The sequence below is a fragment of the Glycomyces sp. TRM65418 genome (genome assembly GCF_019710475.1).
In the GTDB taxonomy this organism is placed as follows: domain Bacteria; phylum Actinomycetota; class Actinomycetes; order Mycobacteriales; family Micromonosporaceae; genus Glycomyces.
On sequence record NZ_JAJFAX010000003.1, the window covers coordinates 85,120 to 100,583 of the forward strand.

The window sequence follows — 15,464 nt, forward strand, 5'->3', positions numbered from 1 at the left end:
CCGAATCCCTTGCCGCACAACGAATTCTGGCGACCGCTCGGACACCGCAGCGGCCGGTTGTCGCGGTTGCGGTCCCGGGCGATACTTGAACAGTGCTCAAACCCCTTGTGATCGCCTCCGACCTGGACGGCACCCTGCTCGGCCCTACCGGCACGGTGTCCGAACGGACCCGTGACGCCCTGGCCGCCGCCCGCGCCGAAGGCATCGCCGTCGTCGCCGTGACCGCCCGAACCCCGTACGGCGTCGACATGCTGCCCGACCTCCTCCCGCACCTGGACGGCGCCGTATGCGCGAACGGCGCGATCGTCTACGAGCCCGCCACGGGGCGCATCCGCATACTGCGATCGATCCGGATCTCGCTGGCGCGACGGGTCGCCGCGGTGATCGCCACGCGCCTGCCCGACGCGATGTTCGCCGTCGAGACCGGCACCGGCATCATCGGCGAAGCCGCCTACCGGCAGCTCGTCGGCTACTCGAACTGGGAGTTCGTCGACGACCTCGACGCGGTCTTCAAGCGCGCCAAGCGCGCCGTGAAGATCAAGGTCTACTGCGCCGGACGCACCGGCGAGGAGATGGCCGAGGCGGTCGAAGGCGCGAACCTCGGCGGACTCACCATGTGCCACTGGGGCGACTTCGGCATGCTCGACTTCAACGCCCGCGGCGCCGACAAGGCCTTCGGCCTGGGCACCTGGTGCCGGGAGCGCCGGGTCCGCCCCGCTTCGGTGATCGCCTTCGGCGACATGCCGAACGACGCCCCGATGCTCGCCTGGGCCGGGCGGTCCTACGCGATGGGCGACGCCCACCCCGAGGCGGTCGACGCCGCGACCGACCGCGCCGCCACCAATGCCGAGGACGGGGTCGCCCGGGTCATCGAGACGTTCCTCGCCGGAGACACCGCGGCCGCCGCCTGACCGCGCCGCCGCTCGGAATAACCCGTTGCGCCCCTCCGCCCCGTCTGCTGGACTGGGCGCTGCGGCGCGCGAACCGGGCGCCGCACCGGATCGGCGAAGGAGCCAGCATGCGCCAACAGTTCATGTCCATCGAGAAAGGCATCCACGAACTGAAGGACATGACTGCCGTTGCGCACGCTCAATCTCGGGATCCTCGCCCATGTCGACGCCGGTAAGACCAGCCTGACCGAGCGGCTGCTCCAAGCCGCCGGCGTGATCGAGGAGGTCGGCAGCGTCGACGCGGGCAGCACCCGCACCGACACGCTCGACCTCGAACGCCGCCGCGGCATCACCATCAAGTCCGCGGTCGTCTCGTTCACGCTCGGCGACACCACGGTCAACCTCATCGACACGCCCGGCCACCCGGACTTCATCGCCGAGGTCGAACGCGTCCTGAACCTGCTCGACGGCGCGGTGCTCGTCGTCTCGGCCGTCGAAGGCGTCCAGGCTCAGACGCGCGTCCTGTTCCGGGCGCTGCGCCGCCTCGGCGTGCCCACGCTCGTGTTCGTCAACAAGATCGACCGCGCCGGGGCCCGATACCGCTCCCTCCTCGACGACCTGACCGCGAAGCTCGACTCGGCCGTGGTCGCGATGGACACCGTGGACGGCCTCGGCACGCCCGAGGCGGCGAGCCGGCCCCGCCCCGAGGACGCCGCCCTCGCGGAGGACGTCCTCGAAGCGCTCCTCGACGACACCCTGTTGAACGACTACCTCGCCGCCCAAGACCGTGCCGCACGCACCCGCGACACCCCGGCCCGAGACGGCGCCGCCGGGCGCGGCCTCACTTCCGACGGTCCCCTCGGAAGCGCTGTGGCCGGTGGCGTGTCGCATGGCCCGCACGACGCGGTGCGCAAGGCCTTCGAGGAACGCACCAGGCGCGCCCGCGCCCACCCGGTCCACTTCGGCTCGGCCATCACGGGCGCGGGCATCGCCGGCCTCGTCGACGGGATCCGGCGCTACCTGCCCGGTTCGACCGGCGACGAGGCGGGCCCGCTGTCGGGCACCGTCTTCAAGGTCGACCGCGGTCCGGCGGGGGAGCGGATCGCCTACGCCAGGCTGTTCTCAGGCGCCGTCGGCCTGCGCGACCGGGTGACCGTCGGCGACGGCCGCGAGGCCAAGGTGACGGCGATCAGCGTCTTCGAGGACGGCACCGACCGCCCCAGCCACCGCGTCGAAGCGGGCCGGATCGCCAAGTTCCGGGGCCTGGGGGAGGTGCGCATCGGCGACGCGATCGGACGGCCCCCGAAACTCCGCACCGAGCACTTCGCGCCGCCCGCGCTCGCCACAGTGGTCGTCCCCGCCCGAGAGTCGGACCGGCCCGCACTGCACACCGCGCTCTCCCAGCTGGCCGAGCAGGATCCGCTCATCGGGCTGCGGCACGACGAGACGCGGCGCGAGCTCTCGGTCTCGTTGTACGGCGAAGTCCAGAAGGAGGTCATCGGTGCGACGCTGGCCGAGGAATACGGCCTCGATGTCGCCTTCCGCGAGTCCACCGTCGTCTGCGTCGAGCGACCGGTCGGCGCCGGGGCCGCCGTCGAGTACATCGCCAAGCCCCCGAACCCGTTCCTCGCCACCGTCGGCCTGCGGATCGAGCCCTCGGCCGCGCCCGGCGTCGACTTCCGGCTCGGCGTGGAACTGGGCTCGATGCCGTTCGCGTTCTTCAAGGCCGTCGAGGAGACCGTCCACGAGACGCTCCGCGAAGGCCTGCACGGCTGGCAGGTCGAACACGCCACGGTGGTCATGACCCACTCGGGCTACTGGGCCCGCCAGTCCAGTGCCCACGGCGGCTTCGACAAGTCCATGTCGAGCACGGCCGGGGACTTCCGCGGCCTCGTGCCGCTCGTGCTCATGGCCGCGCTGCGCGAAGCGGGGACCGTCGTGTGCGAACCGCTGCACCGCTTCCGCATCGAGCTGCCCGCCGACGACCTGAGCGGGGTCCTCGCCGCGCTCGCGAAGGTCCGCGCCGTCCCCGGCCCGCCGGAGGTGCGCGGCGGTCACTGCCTGCTCGAAGGCACGATCCCGGCCGGGGCCGTCCACGGCCTCGGCCGCCGACTCCCGGGCCTCACGGCCGGCGAAGGCGTCTTGGAGAGCGCCTTCGAACGCCATGAGCCGGTGAGCGGCCCCGTCCCGACCCGGCCTCGGACCGACGCGAACCCGCTCGACCGGGACGCGTACCTGCTGTCGGTGCTCCGCCGCGTCAGCACCTGACCGGGCCGCCCGAACCGTCCACTCCCCAAATCCGAAATGGAATCCAATGTGCCCCAGTATATTGCATATTTACGAATATAGTCCTCCTAGGTATGATTAAGATCCCTTTGACCGCCCCTTCGTTCCGCGGGCACCCCGGCGGGACGAGAAGAGAACGGACACATGCACATGAAGCGAAAGCTCGCCACCGCGGGCGTCGCGATGGTGGTCCTGACGGCCACCGGCGTCGCCGCCTTCAACGCCCAAGCCGATCCCGCCGACCCGGCCGACGGCCGGCTCGCCACCTGGTCGGTCGACGGCCTCACCGCCGACGAAGCGGCCGAACTCGAACGGCTCGGCTTCGTCCTCGCCCACGACCACGGGGGCGAATCCCACGTCATCGGCGACACGGCCGCCGTCGAAGCCGCGCGCGAACTCGGCTACGACCCCACGTTCCTCGACACCGTCTACAAGGACGTCCCCGTCACCGCCGAACAGGACGGCACCTACTACGGCGGCTACCGCACCGTCGACGCCTACGAGGCCGACCTCCGGGCGCTCGCCGCCGCCCACCCCGACCTCACGAGCCTCCACGACATCGGCGACTCCTGGCGCAAGACCCAGGGCCAGGGCGGCCACGACGTCTTCGCCGTCTGCATCACCAAACTCGCCGAGGGCGACTGCGAGACCGACCCCGACTCGACCAAACCGCGGTTCTCGCTCATCGCCCAGATCCACGCCCGCGAGATCGCCACCGGCGAGGTCGCCTGGCGCTGGATCGAGAAGCTCGTCGACGGCTACGGCACCGACCCCGAGGTCACCGAGCTCATGGACACCACCGAACTGTGGGTGGTCCCGATCGCGAACCCCGACGGCGTCGACATCGTCGCCTCGGGCGGCGACGCCCCGATCCTCCAGCGCAAGAACGCGAACGACACCAACGGCAACTGCAGCCGCGGGTTCGGCGTCGACCTCAACCGCAACTCCACCTTCGAATGGGGCGCCGACTCGACCAACCCGTGCGGGCAGACCTACCAGGGCCCGTCGGCCGGCTCCGAACCCGAGACGCAGGCCGTCGAGAACTGGCTGCGCGCCCTCCACCCCGACCAGCGCGGCGAGCGCGCCACCGATCCCGCCCCCGCCGACGCCCGCGACGTGTTCATCACCCTGCACTCCTACGGCGAGTACATCATCATCCCGTGGGGTTACGCGGATGAGGCGTCTCCGAACGACGCGCAGCTGCGCGCGCTCGGCAAGGCCATGGCCGACCACAACGGCTACTTCGTCGGCACCAACGACGACACCGTCGGCTACAGCACCAGCGGCACCACCGACGACATGTCGTACGGCGAGCTCGGCATCGCGAGCTTCACCTACGAGATCGGCCCCGACTCCGGCCGCTGCGGCGGCTTCTTCCCGGCGTTCTCCTGCGTGGACGATGCCCTGTGGCCTGAGAACGAAGGCGCGCTCATGACCGCGGCCCAGGCCGCGGCCGCACCCTATGGCGGCTAGCCTCGAAGGTCCCGGCGGCACTCGGATGCCACCGGGACCGACGGAGCACCGAACCCCTGCGACCCTCAGCGGACCGCTCGTTTCAGGGTCGCCCCGCACCGGCCCGGACACGGATACCCGACCGGTGCCCACACCCGGGCTCATCGCCACCGACCTCGACGGCGCCAGCGACCAAGGGCGCCGCGCCGGCCGCCTGGCGCGCGGAGCGGAGCATCGCCGCCGAGGTGATCGCGTTCGGCGACATGCCGAACGACGTGTCGATGCTCGCCTGGGCCGGGCGCTCCTTCGCCATGGCCGGTGCGCGCCCGGACGCCGTGGCGGCGGCGGACCGTGCGGCCGCCTCGGTCGAAGACGGCGTAGCGCAGGAGACCGAAGCGATCCTCGAACGGAGCGCCGAGTGACCGTCAGGATCGACCGCGGCGGGGACCGCCCCGGTCAGCGGTCCCCGAGGACCTCCAGGAGCCGCTGGTAGGTGGCGTCGATGTCGCCCGGAACGCACTCGATCGACACCGCGTCCGGTCGCTGCGGCACGAGCGCCGCGAAACGGTCGACGTAAGCGAGCAGGCCGGCATTGCCTTCGGCGAGCGTCTCGTGCGCGTCGACGTGGGTCGGATCGGCGGCGAGCTCGGTGCGTTCGGCGAAGCGCCGCACGATGTTCGCGCCCTCGTCGAGGAGGAACACCTCATGGAACTCGGCGTCGGCCTCGGCCGCGATCGCCGCGAGCCGCTCGATGAACTCGATCCGCACCGCCAACTGCGGTACCACCACGTCATGGCCGGATTCGAGATGCGCCCCGGCCGCCGCGAACGCGAGGGACCGGGCCAGGACTCCGGCCCGGTTCGGGTCCTCCCGCCAGCGCCCGAGCATCCGCCGAATCTGGTCGATGTCGAGCCTGAACGCGAACGGATGGTCCTCGGCGTAACGCCGAGCCAAAGTGGACTTTCCGACTGCGGGAGCGCCGTTGAGCAGGATGAGTCGGGTCATCGACACGATGGTAGTGAATGGTGATGAACTCGGCCATTCACCCGCTGGATCATCGCCGCGGAAGCCGGGCGTCCGCAACCTCCCGGTCGTGCTCACCTGCAGCGATAGAAGACCATCGTCTTCGGGAAGTCGAACGTCTCGTGCTCGGCGAAATGCCGGGTCAGCTCTCGTTCGGCCGCGGCGAGAATGACCGCGTACGACGCGTCGTCGCATTCCGTGAACGTCTGTACGGAGGCCAGGAACCGCATGATCGGTCCGGGCTCGGGGACTTTGACCACCCCGGCGGCCGTGAACGTCTCGACCGAGTCGAACTCGGCCTCGAGCAGCGCGGGTGCGCTGGCGGAGTCGAAATCGCGGGTCGCCCCGTTCCATGAGAACCCGTCCGGTCCGAGCACCGGGCGCGCGACCCGTTCCCAGAGCTCGGCCATCTCGGTCATGTCGCCGCGGATGTTGGTCGAAACGAGCAAGGTGCCGCCGGGCTTGAGCACGCGACGGAACTCGGCGACGGCCTTCGCGATGTCGGGAACGTGGTAGAGCATGTGCATGGCCAGCACCGCGTCGGCGCAGGCGTCGGGGTAGGGGATCGCTTGCGCGTCGGCGACCATCACGGGGGCTTCGACTGCGGTGAGCATCCCGGGGGCCTTGTCGATCGCCACCACGGTCGCCTCCGGGTGGTCGGCGCGGAGGCGGTCGGTGAAGCGGCCGAAGCCGGCGCCGATGTCCAGGACGAGGCCGAGGTCGCCGAGGCCGACCACGGCGTCGCCGTCCAGCGCGACGTCCTGGCCCGCGCGGACCTGACCGGTGAGGTCGTACGCGGCCTGTGCCGGGGCGGCGGCGAACGGGACAGTGAGGAACGCGAGCGCGGCGGGGAGTAGCAGGCGCGCCCGATCGAGGCTGCGGGACGGCCCCGACATCCGTGAATCCTTCACGATTCAACCAGCTGCCCGGGGGATTTCAACGGGTGTCGGTCGGCCGCGTCGCGAACGCCGCCGCCCCGGCCACCGGAGACGCGGCCGCCGGCCGCCGCGATCGCGGCGACCCGCGTCCGGTGACGCGCAGAGCGGCCCGCGTCGCGGCGAGCCGGGTTAGGGTGGGCCGTATGCATGTCGTCATCGCCGGAGGGCACGGCCAGATCGCGCTGCGCCTCACCGAGAACCTGGCGGCCGAGGGGCATTCGGTCACCGGGCTCATCCGCAACCCCGACCACGCCGAGGATCTCACCGCCATCGGAGGGCGGCCCATCGTCCTCGACCTCGAACAGGCCGACGCCGAGCACCTCGGCGGGCTCCTCGCCTCCGATATGCACGGCGAGGTCGACGCGGTGGTCTTCGCCGCAGGGGCCGGTCCCGGCAGCGGCGCGGCCCGGAAGGACACCGTGGACCGCGCGGCCTCGGCGCTCCTCGCCGACGCCGCCGAACGCGCGGGCGTCCGCCGCTTCCTCCAGATCTCCAGCATGGGCGTCGACAAGGAACCCGATCCCGACCGGGACGAGGTCTGGGCCGCCTACATCGCCGCGAAGGCCGCGGCCGAGGAGGACCTGCGCGGCAGAGACCTCGATTGGGTGATCGTGCGTCCGGGTGCGCTCGTCAACGACCCGCCGACCGGGTCGGTGCACTTGGCGGAACCGCCGGTGGACCGCGGCGAGGTCACGCGCTCCGATGTGGCCGCCGTCCTGGCCGAGCTGCTGCGCAACCCGGGCGTCTCGCGCCGCGTGCTCGAACTGCGCGGCGGCGACACGCCGGTGAAGGACGCCGTGGCCGCGCTCGCCTCAGGGGGCTGAGCCGGCCCCGCCGCCGCCCGCCTCCCCGCTGAGTCGATCTGAACGCTTGCCGCCCATGCGTATGCGGATTGCAACCGCATCGGGCGTTGCTCGATACTGTACGGATGCGATTCGGTGTGGTTCCCTCCTCCGTCCGCCGCGACGTCACCGCCTGGCACGGCACCGCCGGTCAGGCCTGGCTCGACGGCCTTCCCCAGACGGTCTGGCGTCTGACGCGGCTGTGGTCGCTGCGGATCGACGGCCCGCCCTACGGCGGCGGCAGCCACTCCTATGTGGTCCCGGTCCGCCGCGAGGACGGCTCCCCGGCGGTCCTCAAGGTGATCTACCGCGACGAGGAGAACCGCGCCGAACCCACGGCGCTGCACCGGTACGCGGGCGACGGGGCGGTGCAACTGTACGAATACGACCCGCAGACCGGCGCGATGCTCCTCGAGCGGGCCGTGCCCGGCAACCGGCTCAGGTCGACCCGGTTCTTCGGGCACAAGACGCCCCAGGCCGCTTGGCGGCGCATCGGGATCGCCTGCGGGCTCTACCGGCGGCTCTGGCGGTCCGCCGACGTCCCCGACGGGTATCCGGAGCTGCCGGCGGCCACCGAGATGCTCGACCACTGGCGCCGCGACTACGCCGACCCGTACGGGGAGGCGCGCCGCGGCCCGGGCGCGAACCGCCTCGACCTGGCCCTCGACCTCTGCGAGCGACTCGCCGACCCGCCTGAGCTCGGCATCGGCAACCGCGACACCCACCTGGACAACATCGTCTCCGCCGAACGCGAATCATGGCTGGTCATCGACCCCAAGCCCTACCTCGCCGAAAGGGCCTTCGACGGCGGCTACTTCCTGTTCAAGCAGCAGCATCACGGCCCGCACGGCGGCGCCGACCTCCTCCACGCCGTCGCCGAAGGCCTCGGCGCCGATGCGGAACGGGTCAGGGCCTGGGCGCTCCTGCGCGCGATCGAGCACCTGACCGATACCGAGGACGAGCGGGACCGCCAAGCGGCCGAAGCGACCGTGTCCGCGCTCGAACTGGCCTGACCCGCGCCGGTCGCGGCGGCCCCGGGCCGCGGCGACCGGCGCGTCCAGATCGCTCGCGGGGCTGCCGTACCGGCCTCGATCCCTCGCGCGCATCGGCGGTTCCCCGCCTTCGAGCCTCCATTCGGGACGAGTGCCCGCGCGGCTCGATCGGGTGAAAGCGCGCCCGTCGGATTTCCGACTCCGAGACGAGTCGTCCAGCGGTCGAACAGTCCCTTCTGGAGCTATTCGCGGTCGCCGCGCCGAGCGGCCAGCAGACCGCGCAGCCCGATCACGCCGATGGCGACGCCCAGGCCGAAGGACGTCGCCGCCAGTGCCGCGTGGACCCAGAAATAGGTCGTCGGATCGCCCGCGGCGTCGAATGCCAGGCCGCTGACGTCCGCAAACAGGTTCTTGACGAAGGTGGTCCAGATGACCGCCGACCACACGCCGAAGGCGAGCAGGAACACCGAGACCGGGCGGCTGAGCTTCATGACGCCAGTATCCGGCCGCCCGAGGCGTCCGGAGGTTCCGGGCGCGTCGCGGCGGGCGCCGGTCACGTCCCGGTCGTTCCCGTGTGGCCTCCCGCTTCCGCTCCGCCGGGTGCGCCTACTATCCTGGTGATCCCAGACTCGGTGTCACACTGTGCGGCACTTGTGTGCATACCGTGGTCTGCGATGATGGAGACCGGAATGTCATCGATTCAGGAAATGAAATGGCTGGCCCGGATATGAGCGGAACCGATGAACGACCACTGCCGGGCGGGTACCCCGATCCCGCCGTCGTCGGCTGGGCCCGTGCCGAGGACCTGGAGTTCGCCGGCTTCCACATCAGAATGACCATCACCCCCGGCGAGCGCATCGTGCAGGTGTGGGAACTGAACGACGGCCACCCGGTCCGCTGGCTCGGCAACGTCTTCCGCGTCGACTCCGAACGGCCCGTCCTCTACATCAACTACCGCTACGAGCCCCATGTCGACCGGGCCCAGCGCGACGCCCTCGCCCGCATCGGCGCGAAGTTCTGGAAGGGCTGAACCGCCCCCTCCTCACGGCGACACCTTCCCCGTTCACGGGAGCGCTCCCCCGGCCGGCGTGCCGCCGTCAGCCGAAGGCGTGCGCGATCAACCGGTCCACCACGTCCGCGAGCGGCGCGTCGGTGTCGATCTCCAGGGTCGCTCCCGCACGCAGCAACGGCTCGACCGCCGCCTGGTCTCGCAGCGCCTGTTCCAGTTCGCCCGACGCCTTCCCGTAGTCGTTCCCCTCCCGGCCGAGGAGCCTGCGGCGCACCACTTCCGGTGCGGCACTGAGCAGGACGACCCGGTCGAAGTCGGCGTAGAAGCGGCCTTGGTTCGGCACGCATCCGCTGACGAACAGCGCTCGGCCCTCGGCCGTGTCCAGCAGCCGGCGCATGCGCGCCTCATGCCAGACCCACCCGGGCTCGGCGGTCGGCCTCGGCGGTTCCGCATCGGGCGCGGGGGAGCAGTAGCCGCCGTAGTCGGTGTCCACCACCCGATGGCCGCGTGCGCCGAGCGCCGCGATCACGGTCGACTTCCCGACGCCTGACACGCCGGTGATGAGCACCCGTCTCATCCCGGGAACCTATCAGGCGGCCCGGCACGACGGACCGGTCGCCGGATCAGTGGTCGCCGATGCGTTCCAGCGCTTCGACCAGCGGCTTGAAATCGGGATTCCGACGGGCTCGTTCGAGGGCCTCGGCCAGCGCCCGGTCATGGGTCGGCCGGGCCGCTTCGAGGAGCGCGTGACCGGCCTCGGTGACGTCGGTGTAGATGCCGCGCCGGTCGTCGGCGCAGATCTTCCGCTTCAGCAGGCCGCGGTCCTCCATGCGGGTGACGAGCCGGGTCGTGGCGCTCTGGCTGAGGACGATCGCCTCGGCGACCTGGCGCATCTGCAGATGCTCGCCCTTGCCCTCGATCTGGCGGCTGAGCACCGTGAGCAGCGAGAACTCGCGCACGGTCAGACCGTGCTCGGCCTCCAGCCGGCGTTCGATGTGGTCGGCGATGCCCTCGTGCAGGGCGGACAGGGCGCACCAGTTCTGGGCCAGCGCGGTGCTCGGTGCCGGTGCTGCAGTCACGGTGCTCCTCCGTCTCGGTCCATCCGCGGACAACTGTATCGTACAGCGATATACGTAACAAGCCTATAATCGTCTCTTGCATTAACCGGCGTCTGCAAGTATTGTGGGCGTCGCCGCCTCCGAGGGGCGACGCCCTTCAGGGCCCGCAGAGAGGAAACCCATGAGCGACAAGCTCCACGTCAGCATGCTCGGCACCGGCATCATGGGGGCCGCCATGGCCCGCAACCTCGCCCGCGCCGGCCATGACGTCACCGTCTGGAACCGCAGTCGCGACAAGGCCGAACCCCTCACCGCCGACGGAGTCCGCATCGCCGACACCCCCGCCGACGCCGTCCGAGGCGCCGACGCGGTGGTCACCATGGTGCACGACGGTCCTGCCGCCCTCGACGTCATGCGGCAGGCCGCGCCCGCCCTCCGGCCCGGACTCCGCTGGATCCAGTCCACCACCGCCGGCCTCGACGGCACCGCCGACCTGGCCGCCTTCGCGGCCGAGCACGACCTCGTGTTCTTCGACGCGCCCGTCCTCGGCACCCGCGAACCCGCCGAAGCCGGCAAACTCACCGTCCTCGCCTCCGGACCGAACGACGACACGGCCGCGAACGCCGTGTTCGCCGCAGTCGGCGCGAAGACGGTGTGGACCGGCGCCGACGGCGCCGACGGCTCCGCCTCGCGCCTGAAACTCGTCGCCAACAGCTGGGTGTTCGTCCTCACTCACGGCATCGGCGAAGTCCTCGCGCTGGCCCGCGGCCTGGACGTCGAACCGCGGCGGTTCTTCGAGCTGATCGAGGGAGGTCCGCTCGACGCCGGGTACGCCCAAGCCAAGGGCGGACTGATCCTGAACGGCGAGACGTCGCGGACCAGCTTCGCGGTCGACACCGCCGAGAAGGACAGCCGCCTCATCGCGGAGGCCGGCCGCAGGCACGGCGTCCGGCTCGACCTGGCCGAGGCCGGGGCCGAGCGCTTCCGCCGCGCCGCCGAGCAGGGACACGGCGGGGAGGACATGGCCGCGTCCTACTTCGCGAGCTTCGACGAGTAATCACCAGAGAGGACGAGAACCATGGCAGAGATCTTGTTCGTCATGACCGGCGCCCACGAGTGGACGCTGAAGGACGGCACCAAGCACCCGACCGGATTCTGGGCCGAGGAGGCCGTCGTCCCGCTGGAGGCCTTCAAGGCCGCGGGCCACCTGGTCACCGTCGCCACACCCGGCGGGATCGTGCCGCCGGTCGACCGCGGCAGCCTCAGCGCCGACGCCGCCGGCGGCGAGGAACGGGCCGAACACCTCCGCACCGTGATCGAGACCGCGCCCGAGTTCGCCGACCCGATCGATCTGGCGGCAGCGGACGTGGACGACTACGACGCCGTGTACGTCCCCGGCGGCCACGGGCCCATGGAGGACCTCGCCGTCGACGCCGGCTCCGGACGCCTCCTGGCCGAGGCCGTCCGCAGCGGCAAGCCCGTCGGCGTGGTCTGCCACGGCCCGGCCGCGCTGCTCACGGCCGTCGACGACACCGGCGGCAACGCGTTCGCCGGTTACCGCGTCACCGCGTTCACCAACCAGGAGGAACAGCAGGGCGGCCTGGCCGCCAAGGCCCCGTGGCTGCTCCAGGACCGGCTCACCGAGGCCGGCGTCGACGTGGTCGCGGGCGAACCGTTCGCCTCGCATGTCGAGGTGGACCGCAATGTCGTGACCGGCCAGAACCCGCAGTCCTCTGCCGCGGCCGCCGCGGCCCTGCTTACACTCATCGGCTGACGACTCAGGGGCCGCCGACCGGCGGCCCCTCCCGTCGCCGCACCACCCGCACCCATCGCAACCGCTCGTGTCGCAGCACCACCGCTCCGACCGCCCGACCGGCGCGGCAACGCGACGAACCCAAGGAAGTGACCGTGACCAGCAACCTGTTCACCCCGCTGACGATCCGCGGGACCACCATCCCCAACCGGATCTGGATGGCCCCCATGTGCCAGTACAGCGCCGACGCCTCCGGGCCCGCCACCGGCGCCCCGAACGACTGGCACCTGCAGCATTACGCGTCCCGCGCGATCGGCGGACCCGGTCTCATCCTGGTGGAGGCCAGCGGTGTCGTGCCCGAAGGCCGCATCAGCCCCGGCGACCTCGGCATCTGGAACGACGTCCAGGTCGAGGGCCACCGCCGCCTCACCGCCTTCATGCGCGCCCACGGCGTCGTCCCCGGCATCCAGCTCGCCCACGCGGGCCGCAAGGCCAGCACGGACCTGGAGTTCAACGGCGGCGGCGCGCTCCCCGCGGACCGGGGCGGCTGGACGGCCGTAGGCCCCAGCGCGATCGCCTTCAGCGAAGCGATGCCGGTGCCGCACGAGCTGAGCATCGAGGAGGTGGGCGGCGTCGTCACCGCTTTCGCGGACGCGGCCCGACGTTCGCTCGAAGCCGGCTACGAGGTCGTCGAGATCCACGCCGCCCACGGCTACCTCCTCCACGAGTTCCTCTCGCCGGTGTCGAACCACCGCGAGGACGCCTACGGCGGCTCGTTCGAGGGCCGCACCCGGATCGTGCTCGAGATCGCCGACGCCGTGCGCGCCGTCGTGGGGGAGCGGACGCCGGTCTTCTGCCGGGTCTCGGCCACCGACTGGATCGAGCCCGAGGGCTGGACCGCGGACGACACCGTCCGCCTCACCGCCCTGCTGCGCGAGCACGGCGTCGACCTGCTCGACGTCTCCTCCGGCGGCAACCTCCCGCGCGCGTCCATCCCGACCGGGCCGGGCTACCAGGTGCCGTTCGCGGCGCGGGCGCGCCGCGAGGCCGGGCTGCCGACCGCCGCGGCCGGGCTCATCACCGAAGTCCGCCAGGCCGAGAAGATCATCGCCGACGGCGAGGCCGACGCGGTCATGATCGGACGCGAGCTGCTGCGCAACCCGTACTGGCCCCGCCAGGCCGCCCGCGAACTCGGCCACTCGCACCCGCTGCCGCCGCAGTACGGACGCTCGGACCTTCGTCCGAACTGAGCGATCGGCATCGCCTCGGACCGCAGCACCACAGAAAGCGCGCCGAAACCCACGCGGTTCCGGCGCGCTCTCGCGTTCGGGGCCGAAACGACGCCGTACCCCACTGGTACCGTCGCCCGCTGCTCATGCACGGCTCGCAGCGTCGCCGGAACCGGGTCCCTCTCATGCCCGAGGCACGGCGACCCCCCGAGACCGGCGCGGACCGGTCGACCGGACGGCGGCCGCGCCGAACTCCTCGACCGATCCGATCCGGACGATCCTGCCGGCCTCCATGACCGCCACCCGGTGCGCGAAGCCGCGCACCGCCTCCAAGTCGTGGCAGATGAACAGGTACCCCAGGCCGAGCCGCTCCTGCAGGCCGATGAGCAGCTCGAAGACCTCCTGACGCAGAGGGGCGTCGAGCGCCGACGTCGGCTCGTCCAAGACGAGCAGGCGCGGTTCGCTCGCCAGCGCCCTGGCGATGTTCACGCGCTGGCACTGCCCGCCCGAGAGCTCGTGCGGTCGCCGTTCGGCCAGCGCCGGGTCGAGACCGGTCAGCGCGAACAGCTCCCGCACTCGGGCGGGCCCGGCGACCGGGTCCCAGCGCCGCTGGACCCGGAGCGGCTCGGCGACGGCCTCGCCCGCGGTCAGCCGCGGGCTGAGCGACCCGTACGGGTCCTGCAGGACCGGCTGGATCCTCGGGCGCAGTGCCCGCAGCTCGCGCTCGGCCAGACCGGTCAGGTCCCGCCCTTCGAAGCGAACGGTCCCGCCGCCGGGTTCCACGAGCCGCAGGACCGCGGCGGCCGTCGAGGACTTCCCGGATCCCGACGGGCCGATGAGCGCCAAGGTCTCCCCGGCCGCGATCTGAAACGACACGCCGTCCACTGCTCGGAGCGTGCCGGACGACCCGGAGGAGTCCGATGCCGACGCCGCGGAGGGCCCGCGCGACCGGCCGCGGCCCTCCCGCACGAGCACCCTGGCCCGGCGGCGCATCCGCTCCGCCAACCGGTGCCGGCCGCCGTGTGACATGCGGTATTCCACTGTCAGGCCGTCGACCTCCAGCAATGCGGTCGTGTCCGGCACGGGCGAGCGCGGTGGAAGGGCCCGCCGCGTCGGCGCCGCGTCGGCGACGAGGCGGCCGTCGGCCATGGCGAGGACGCGGTCGGCGTACTCCTCGACCACGCCGAGATCGTGGGTGATGACGAGCAGCCCGGCGCCGTTCGCCGCGCAGCGCTCGCTCAGGAGGTCGAGGACCTGCCGCCCGGTGCGCGCGTCCAGGGCCGTCGTCGGTTCGTCGGCCACGATCAGCTCGGGCGCGTTGGCGGTGGCGAGGGCGATCACCGCTCGCTGCCGCATCCCGCCGGAGAACTGGTGCGGGAAGTCGCGGGCGCGAACGGCCGGATCAGGGATGCCCACGGCCTCCAGCGCGTCGGCCGCCGCCCGCAGGGCGGCGGCCCGGCCGAGGCCGCGCACCGAGGCGATGGCGGCCGCGATCTGGTCGCCGACCCGGTGAACGGGGCTCAGCGCCGTGAGCGCGTCCTGCGGCACGTACCCGAGGGTGCCGCCGCGCAGGCGGCGGAGGACCCCGCGAGCGGCCCCGAGCACGTCGGTGCCCGCGACCGAAGCGCGGCCCGAGGTGCGCGCCGAGCGCGGCAGCAGTCCGAGGACCGCCTTGGCGGTCAAGGACTTCCCGGCGCCGGAGGCGCCGACGAGCGCCACGGTCTCCCCGGCGTCGAGCGCGAACGACACGCCGCGGACGGCGTCCGTCCCCGGCAGCGACACGTGGAGGTCGGACACGTCGAGCATCGGTCCGCTCATGCGCACGGCTCCTCGAAGGCCGCGGCCGGCATGCCGCGGCTCCGGAATGCGGACGCCGCGAGGACGCGGCAGCGGTGGTTCCGCTCGCTCATGGGCGCGGTTCCTTTCCTCGTGCGGATGTCGCGGGCGTGCCGCAGACCGCCACCGCCCGGAGGCCGCGATGACGGTTCCCGG

At 72.0% G+C, this 15,464-nt stretch carries 16 protein-coding genes; 10 read left to right on the plus strand and 6 right to left on the minus strand.

The window, feature by feature from the left end:
* The first annotated feature begins 92 nt into the window (after window positions 1–92).
* The 4 genes from K3N28_RS08380 to K3N28_RS08400 all read left to right on the plus strand — a co-directional run bounded on the left by K3N28_RS08380 (window position 93) and on the right by K3N28_RS08400 (window position 5,050).
* Window positions 93–911 (plus strand): HAD family hydrolase, encoded by an 819-nt coding sequence (locus K3N28_RS08380; RefSeq protein WP_228092039.1) that lies wholly within the window; start codon window positions 93–95, stop codon window positions 909–911.
* A 168-nt stretch (window positions 912–1,079) separates the two neighbouring features.
* A complete protein-coding gene (locus K3N28_RS23415) occupies window positions 1,080–3,158 on the plus strand; it encodes a GTP-binding protein (protein WP_374209722.1) in 2,079 nt (692 codons plus the stop codon).
* A 162-nt stretch (window positions 3,159–3,320) separates the two neighbouring features.
* Window positions 3,321–4,649 (plus strand): M14 family zinc carboxypeptidase, encoded by a 1,329-nt coding sequence (locus K3N28_RS08395; RefSeq protein WP_228092040.1) that lies wholly within the window; start codon window positions 3,321–3,323, stop codon window positions 4,647–4,649.
* A 224-nt stretch (window positions 4,650–4,873) separates the two neighbouring features.
* Window positions 4,874–5,050 carry an HAD family hydrolase gene (locus K3N28_RS08400; protein ID WP_228092041.1) on the plus strand — a complete coding sequence of 59 codons (177 nt, stop codon included), beginning with the start codon at window positions 4,874–4,876 and terminating at the stop codon, window positions 5,048–5,050.
* A 34-nt stretch (window positions 5,051–5,084) separates the two neighbouring features.
* Here K3N28_RS08400 and K3N28_RS08405 read toward each other — a convergent pair whose 3' ends face one another.
* Both K3N28_RS08405 and K3N28_RS08410 read right to left on the minus strand, forming a co-directional pair.
* Window positions 5,085–5,633 (minus strand): AAA family ATPase, encoded by a 549-nt coding sequence (locus tag K3N28_RS08405; RefSeq protein ID WP_228092042.1) that lies wholly within the window; start codon window positions 5,631–5,633, stop codon window positions 5,085–5,087.
* A gap of 92 nt (window positions 5,634–5,725) precedes the next feature.
* Entirely contained in the window at window positions 5,726–6,547 is an 822-nt protein-coding gene (locus K3N28_RS08410; RefSeq protein WP_228092043.1) for a class I SAM-dependent methyltransferase, read from the minus strand.
* A gap of 185 nt (window positions 6,548–6,732) precedes the next feature.
* Between K3N28_RS08410 and K3N28_RS08415 the strand changes: the two genes are divergently transcribed.
* Window positions 6,733–7,413: an NAD(P)-binding oxidoreductase gene (locus K3N28_RS08415; protein ID WP_228092044.1), complete on the plus strand. Its 681-nt coding sequence runs from the start codon at window positions 6,733–6,735 to the stop codon at window positions 7,411–7,413.
* A gap of 104 nt (window positions 7,414–7,517) precedes the next feature.
* Window positions 7,518–8,444, plus strand: a complete 927-nt coding sequence (locus K3N28_RS08420; RefSeq protein WP_228092045.1) for an aminoglycoside phosphotransferase family protein — start codon at window positions 7,518–7,520, stop codon at window positions 8,442–8,444.
* A gap of 221 nt (window positions 8,445–8,665) precedes the next feature.
* On the opposite strand, the gene K3N28_RS08425 is transcribed toward K3N28_RS08420, so the two are convergent.
* Window positions 8,666–8,914 carry an SCO4848 family membrane protein gene (locus tag K3N28_RS08425; protein WP_228092046.1) on the minus strand — a complete coding sequence of 83 codons (249 nt, stop codon included), beginning with the start codon at window positions 8,912–8,914 and terminating at the stop codon, window positions 8,666–8,668.
* Window positions 8,915–9,150: 236 nt separating this feature from the next.
* Here K3N28_RS08425 and K3N28_RS08430 point away from each other — a divergent pair, with 236 nt between their 5' ends.
* Window positions 9,151–9,453, plus strand: coding sequence for a hypothetical protein (locus K3N28_RS08430; protein ID WP_228092047.1), 303 nt, complete (start codon window positions 9,151–9,153; stop codon window positions 9,451–9,453).
* A gap of 67 nt (window positions 9,454–9,520) precedes the next feature.
* Here K3N28_RS08430 and K3N28_RS08435 read toward each other — a convergent pair whose 3' ends face one another.
* Together K3N28_RS08435 and K3N28_RS08440 are read right to left on the minus strand one after the other, a co-directional pair.
* Window positions 9,521–10,009, minus strand: coding sequence for an AAA family ATPase (locus tag K3N28_RS08435; protein ID WP_228092048.1), 489 nt, complete (start codon window positions 10,007–10,009; stop codon window positions 9,521–9,523).
* A gap of 46 nt (window positions 10,010–10,055) precedes the next feature.
* Window positions 10,056–10,511 carry a MarR family winged helix-turn-helix transcriptional regulator gene (locus tag K3N28_RS08440; RefSeq protein WP_228092049.1) on the minus strand — a complete coding sequence of 152 codons (456 nt, stop codon included), beginning with the start codon at window positions 10,509–10,511 and terminating at the stop codon, window positions 10,056–10,058.
* A 160-nt stretch (window positions 10,512–10,671) separates the two neighbouring features.
* On the opposite strand from K3N28_RS08440, the gene K3N28_RS08445 reads away from it, so the two are divergent.
* The 3 genes from K3N28_RS08445 to K3N28_RS08455 all read left to right on the plus strand — a co-directional run bounded on the left by K3N28_RS08445 (window position 10,672) and on the right by K3N28_RS08455 (window position 13,493).
* On the plus strand, window positions 10,672–11,547 hold the full coding sequence (locus K3N28_RS08445) for an NAD(P)-dependent oxidoreductase (protein WP_228092050.1): 876 nt from the start codon (window positions 10,672–10,674) through the stop codon (window positions 11,545–11,547).
* Between the two features lie 21 nt (window positions 11,548–11,568).
* Complete coding sequence (locus tag K3N28_RS08450) at window positions 11,569–12,264, plus strand: type 1 glutamine amidotransferase domain-containing protein (protein WP_228092051.1); 696 nt, start codon at window positions 11,569–11,571, stop codon at window positions 12,262–12,264.
* Window positions 12,265–12,398: 134 nt separating this feature from the next.
* Entirely contained in the window at window positions 12,399–13,493 is a 1,095-nt protein-coding gene (locus tag K3N28_RS08455) for an NADH:flavin oxidoreductase/NADH oxidase (protein ID WP_228092052.1), read from the plus strand.
* Window positions 13,494–13,655: 162 nt separating this feature from the next.
* Here the strand turns inward: K3N28_RS08455 and K3N28_RS08460 are convergent, their stop codons facing one another.
* Complete coding sequence (locus K3N28_RS08460; RefSeq protein WP_228092053.1) at window positions 13,656–15,290, minus strand: ABC transporter ATP-binding protein; 1,635 nt, start codon at window positions 15,288–15,290, stop codon at window positions 13,656–13,658.
* Window positions 15,291–15,464 lie beyond the last annotated feature (174 nt).

What these genes read in the sequence shown, in the direction of transcription:
- K3N28_RS08435 (WP_228092048.1), bottom strand. Translation starts at nt 10,009, where the DNA reads ATGAGACGGGTGCTCATCACCGGCGTGTCAGGCGTCGGGAAGTCGACC.
- K3N28_RS08425 (WP_228092046.1), bottom strand. Translation starts at nt 8,914, where the DNA reads ATGAAGCTCAGCCGCCCGGTCTCGGTGTTCCTGCTCGCCTTCGGCGTG.
- K3N28_RS08450 (WP_228092051.1), top strand. Translation starts at nt 11,569, where the DNA reads ATGGCAGAGATCTTGTTCGTCATGACCGGCGCCCACGAGTGGACGCTG.
- K3N28_RS08460 (WP_228092053.1), bottom strand. Translation starts at nt 15,290, where the DNA reads ATGAGCGGACCGATGCTCGACGTGTCCGACCTCCACGTGTCGCTGCCG.
- K3N28_RS08420 (WP_228092045.1), top strand. Translation starts at nt 7,518, where the DNA reads ATGCGATTCGGTGTGGTTCCCTCCTCCGTCCGCCGCGACGTCACCGCC.
- K3N28_RS08415 (WP_228092044.1), top strand. Translation starts at nt 6,733, where the DNA reads ATGCATGTCGTCATCGCCGGAGGGCACGGCCAGATCGCGCTGCGCCTC.
- K3N28_RS08405 (WP_228092042.1), bottom strand. Translation starts at nt 5,633, where the DNA reads ATGACCCGACTCATCCTGCTCAACGGCGCTCCCGCAGTCGGAAAGTCC.
- K3N28_RS08430 (WP_228092047.1), top strand. Translation starts at nt 9,151, where the DNA reads ATGAGCGGAACCGATGAACGACCACTGCCGGGCGGGTACCCCGATCCC.
- K3N28_RS08410 (WP_228092043.1), bottom strand. Translation starts at nt 6,547, where the DNA reads ATGTCGGGGCCGTCCCGCAGCCTCGATCGGGCGCGCCTGCTACTCCCC.
- K3N28_RS08445 (WP_228092050.1), top strand. Translation starts at nt 10,672, where the DNA reads ATGAGCGACAAGCTCCACGTCAGCATGCTCGGCACCGGCATCATGGGG.
- K3N28_RS08395 (WP_228092040.1), top strand. Translation starts at nt 3,321, where the DNA reads ATGCACATGAAGCGAAAGCTCGCCACCGCGGGCGTCGCGATGGTGGTC.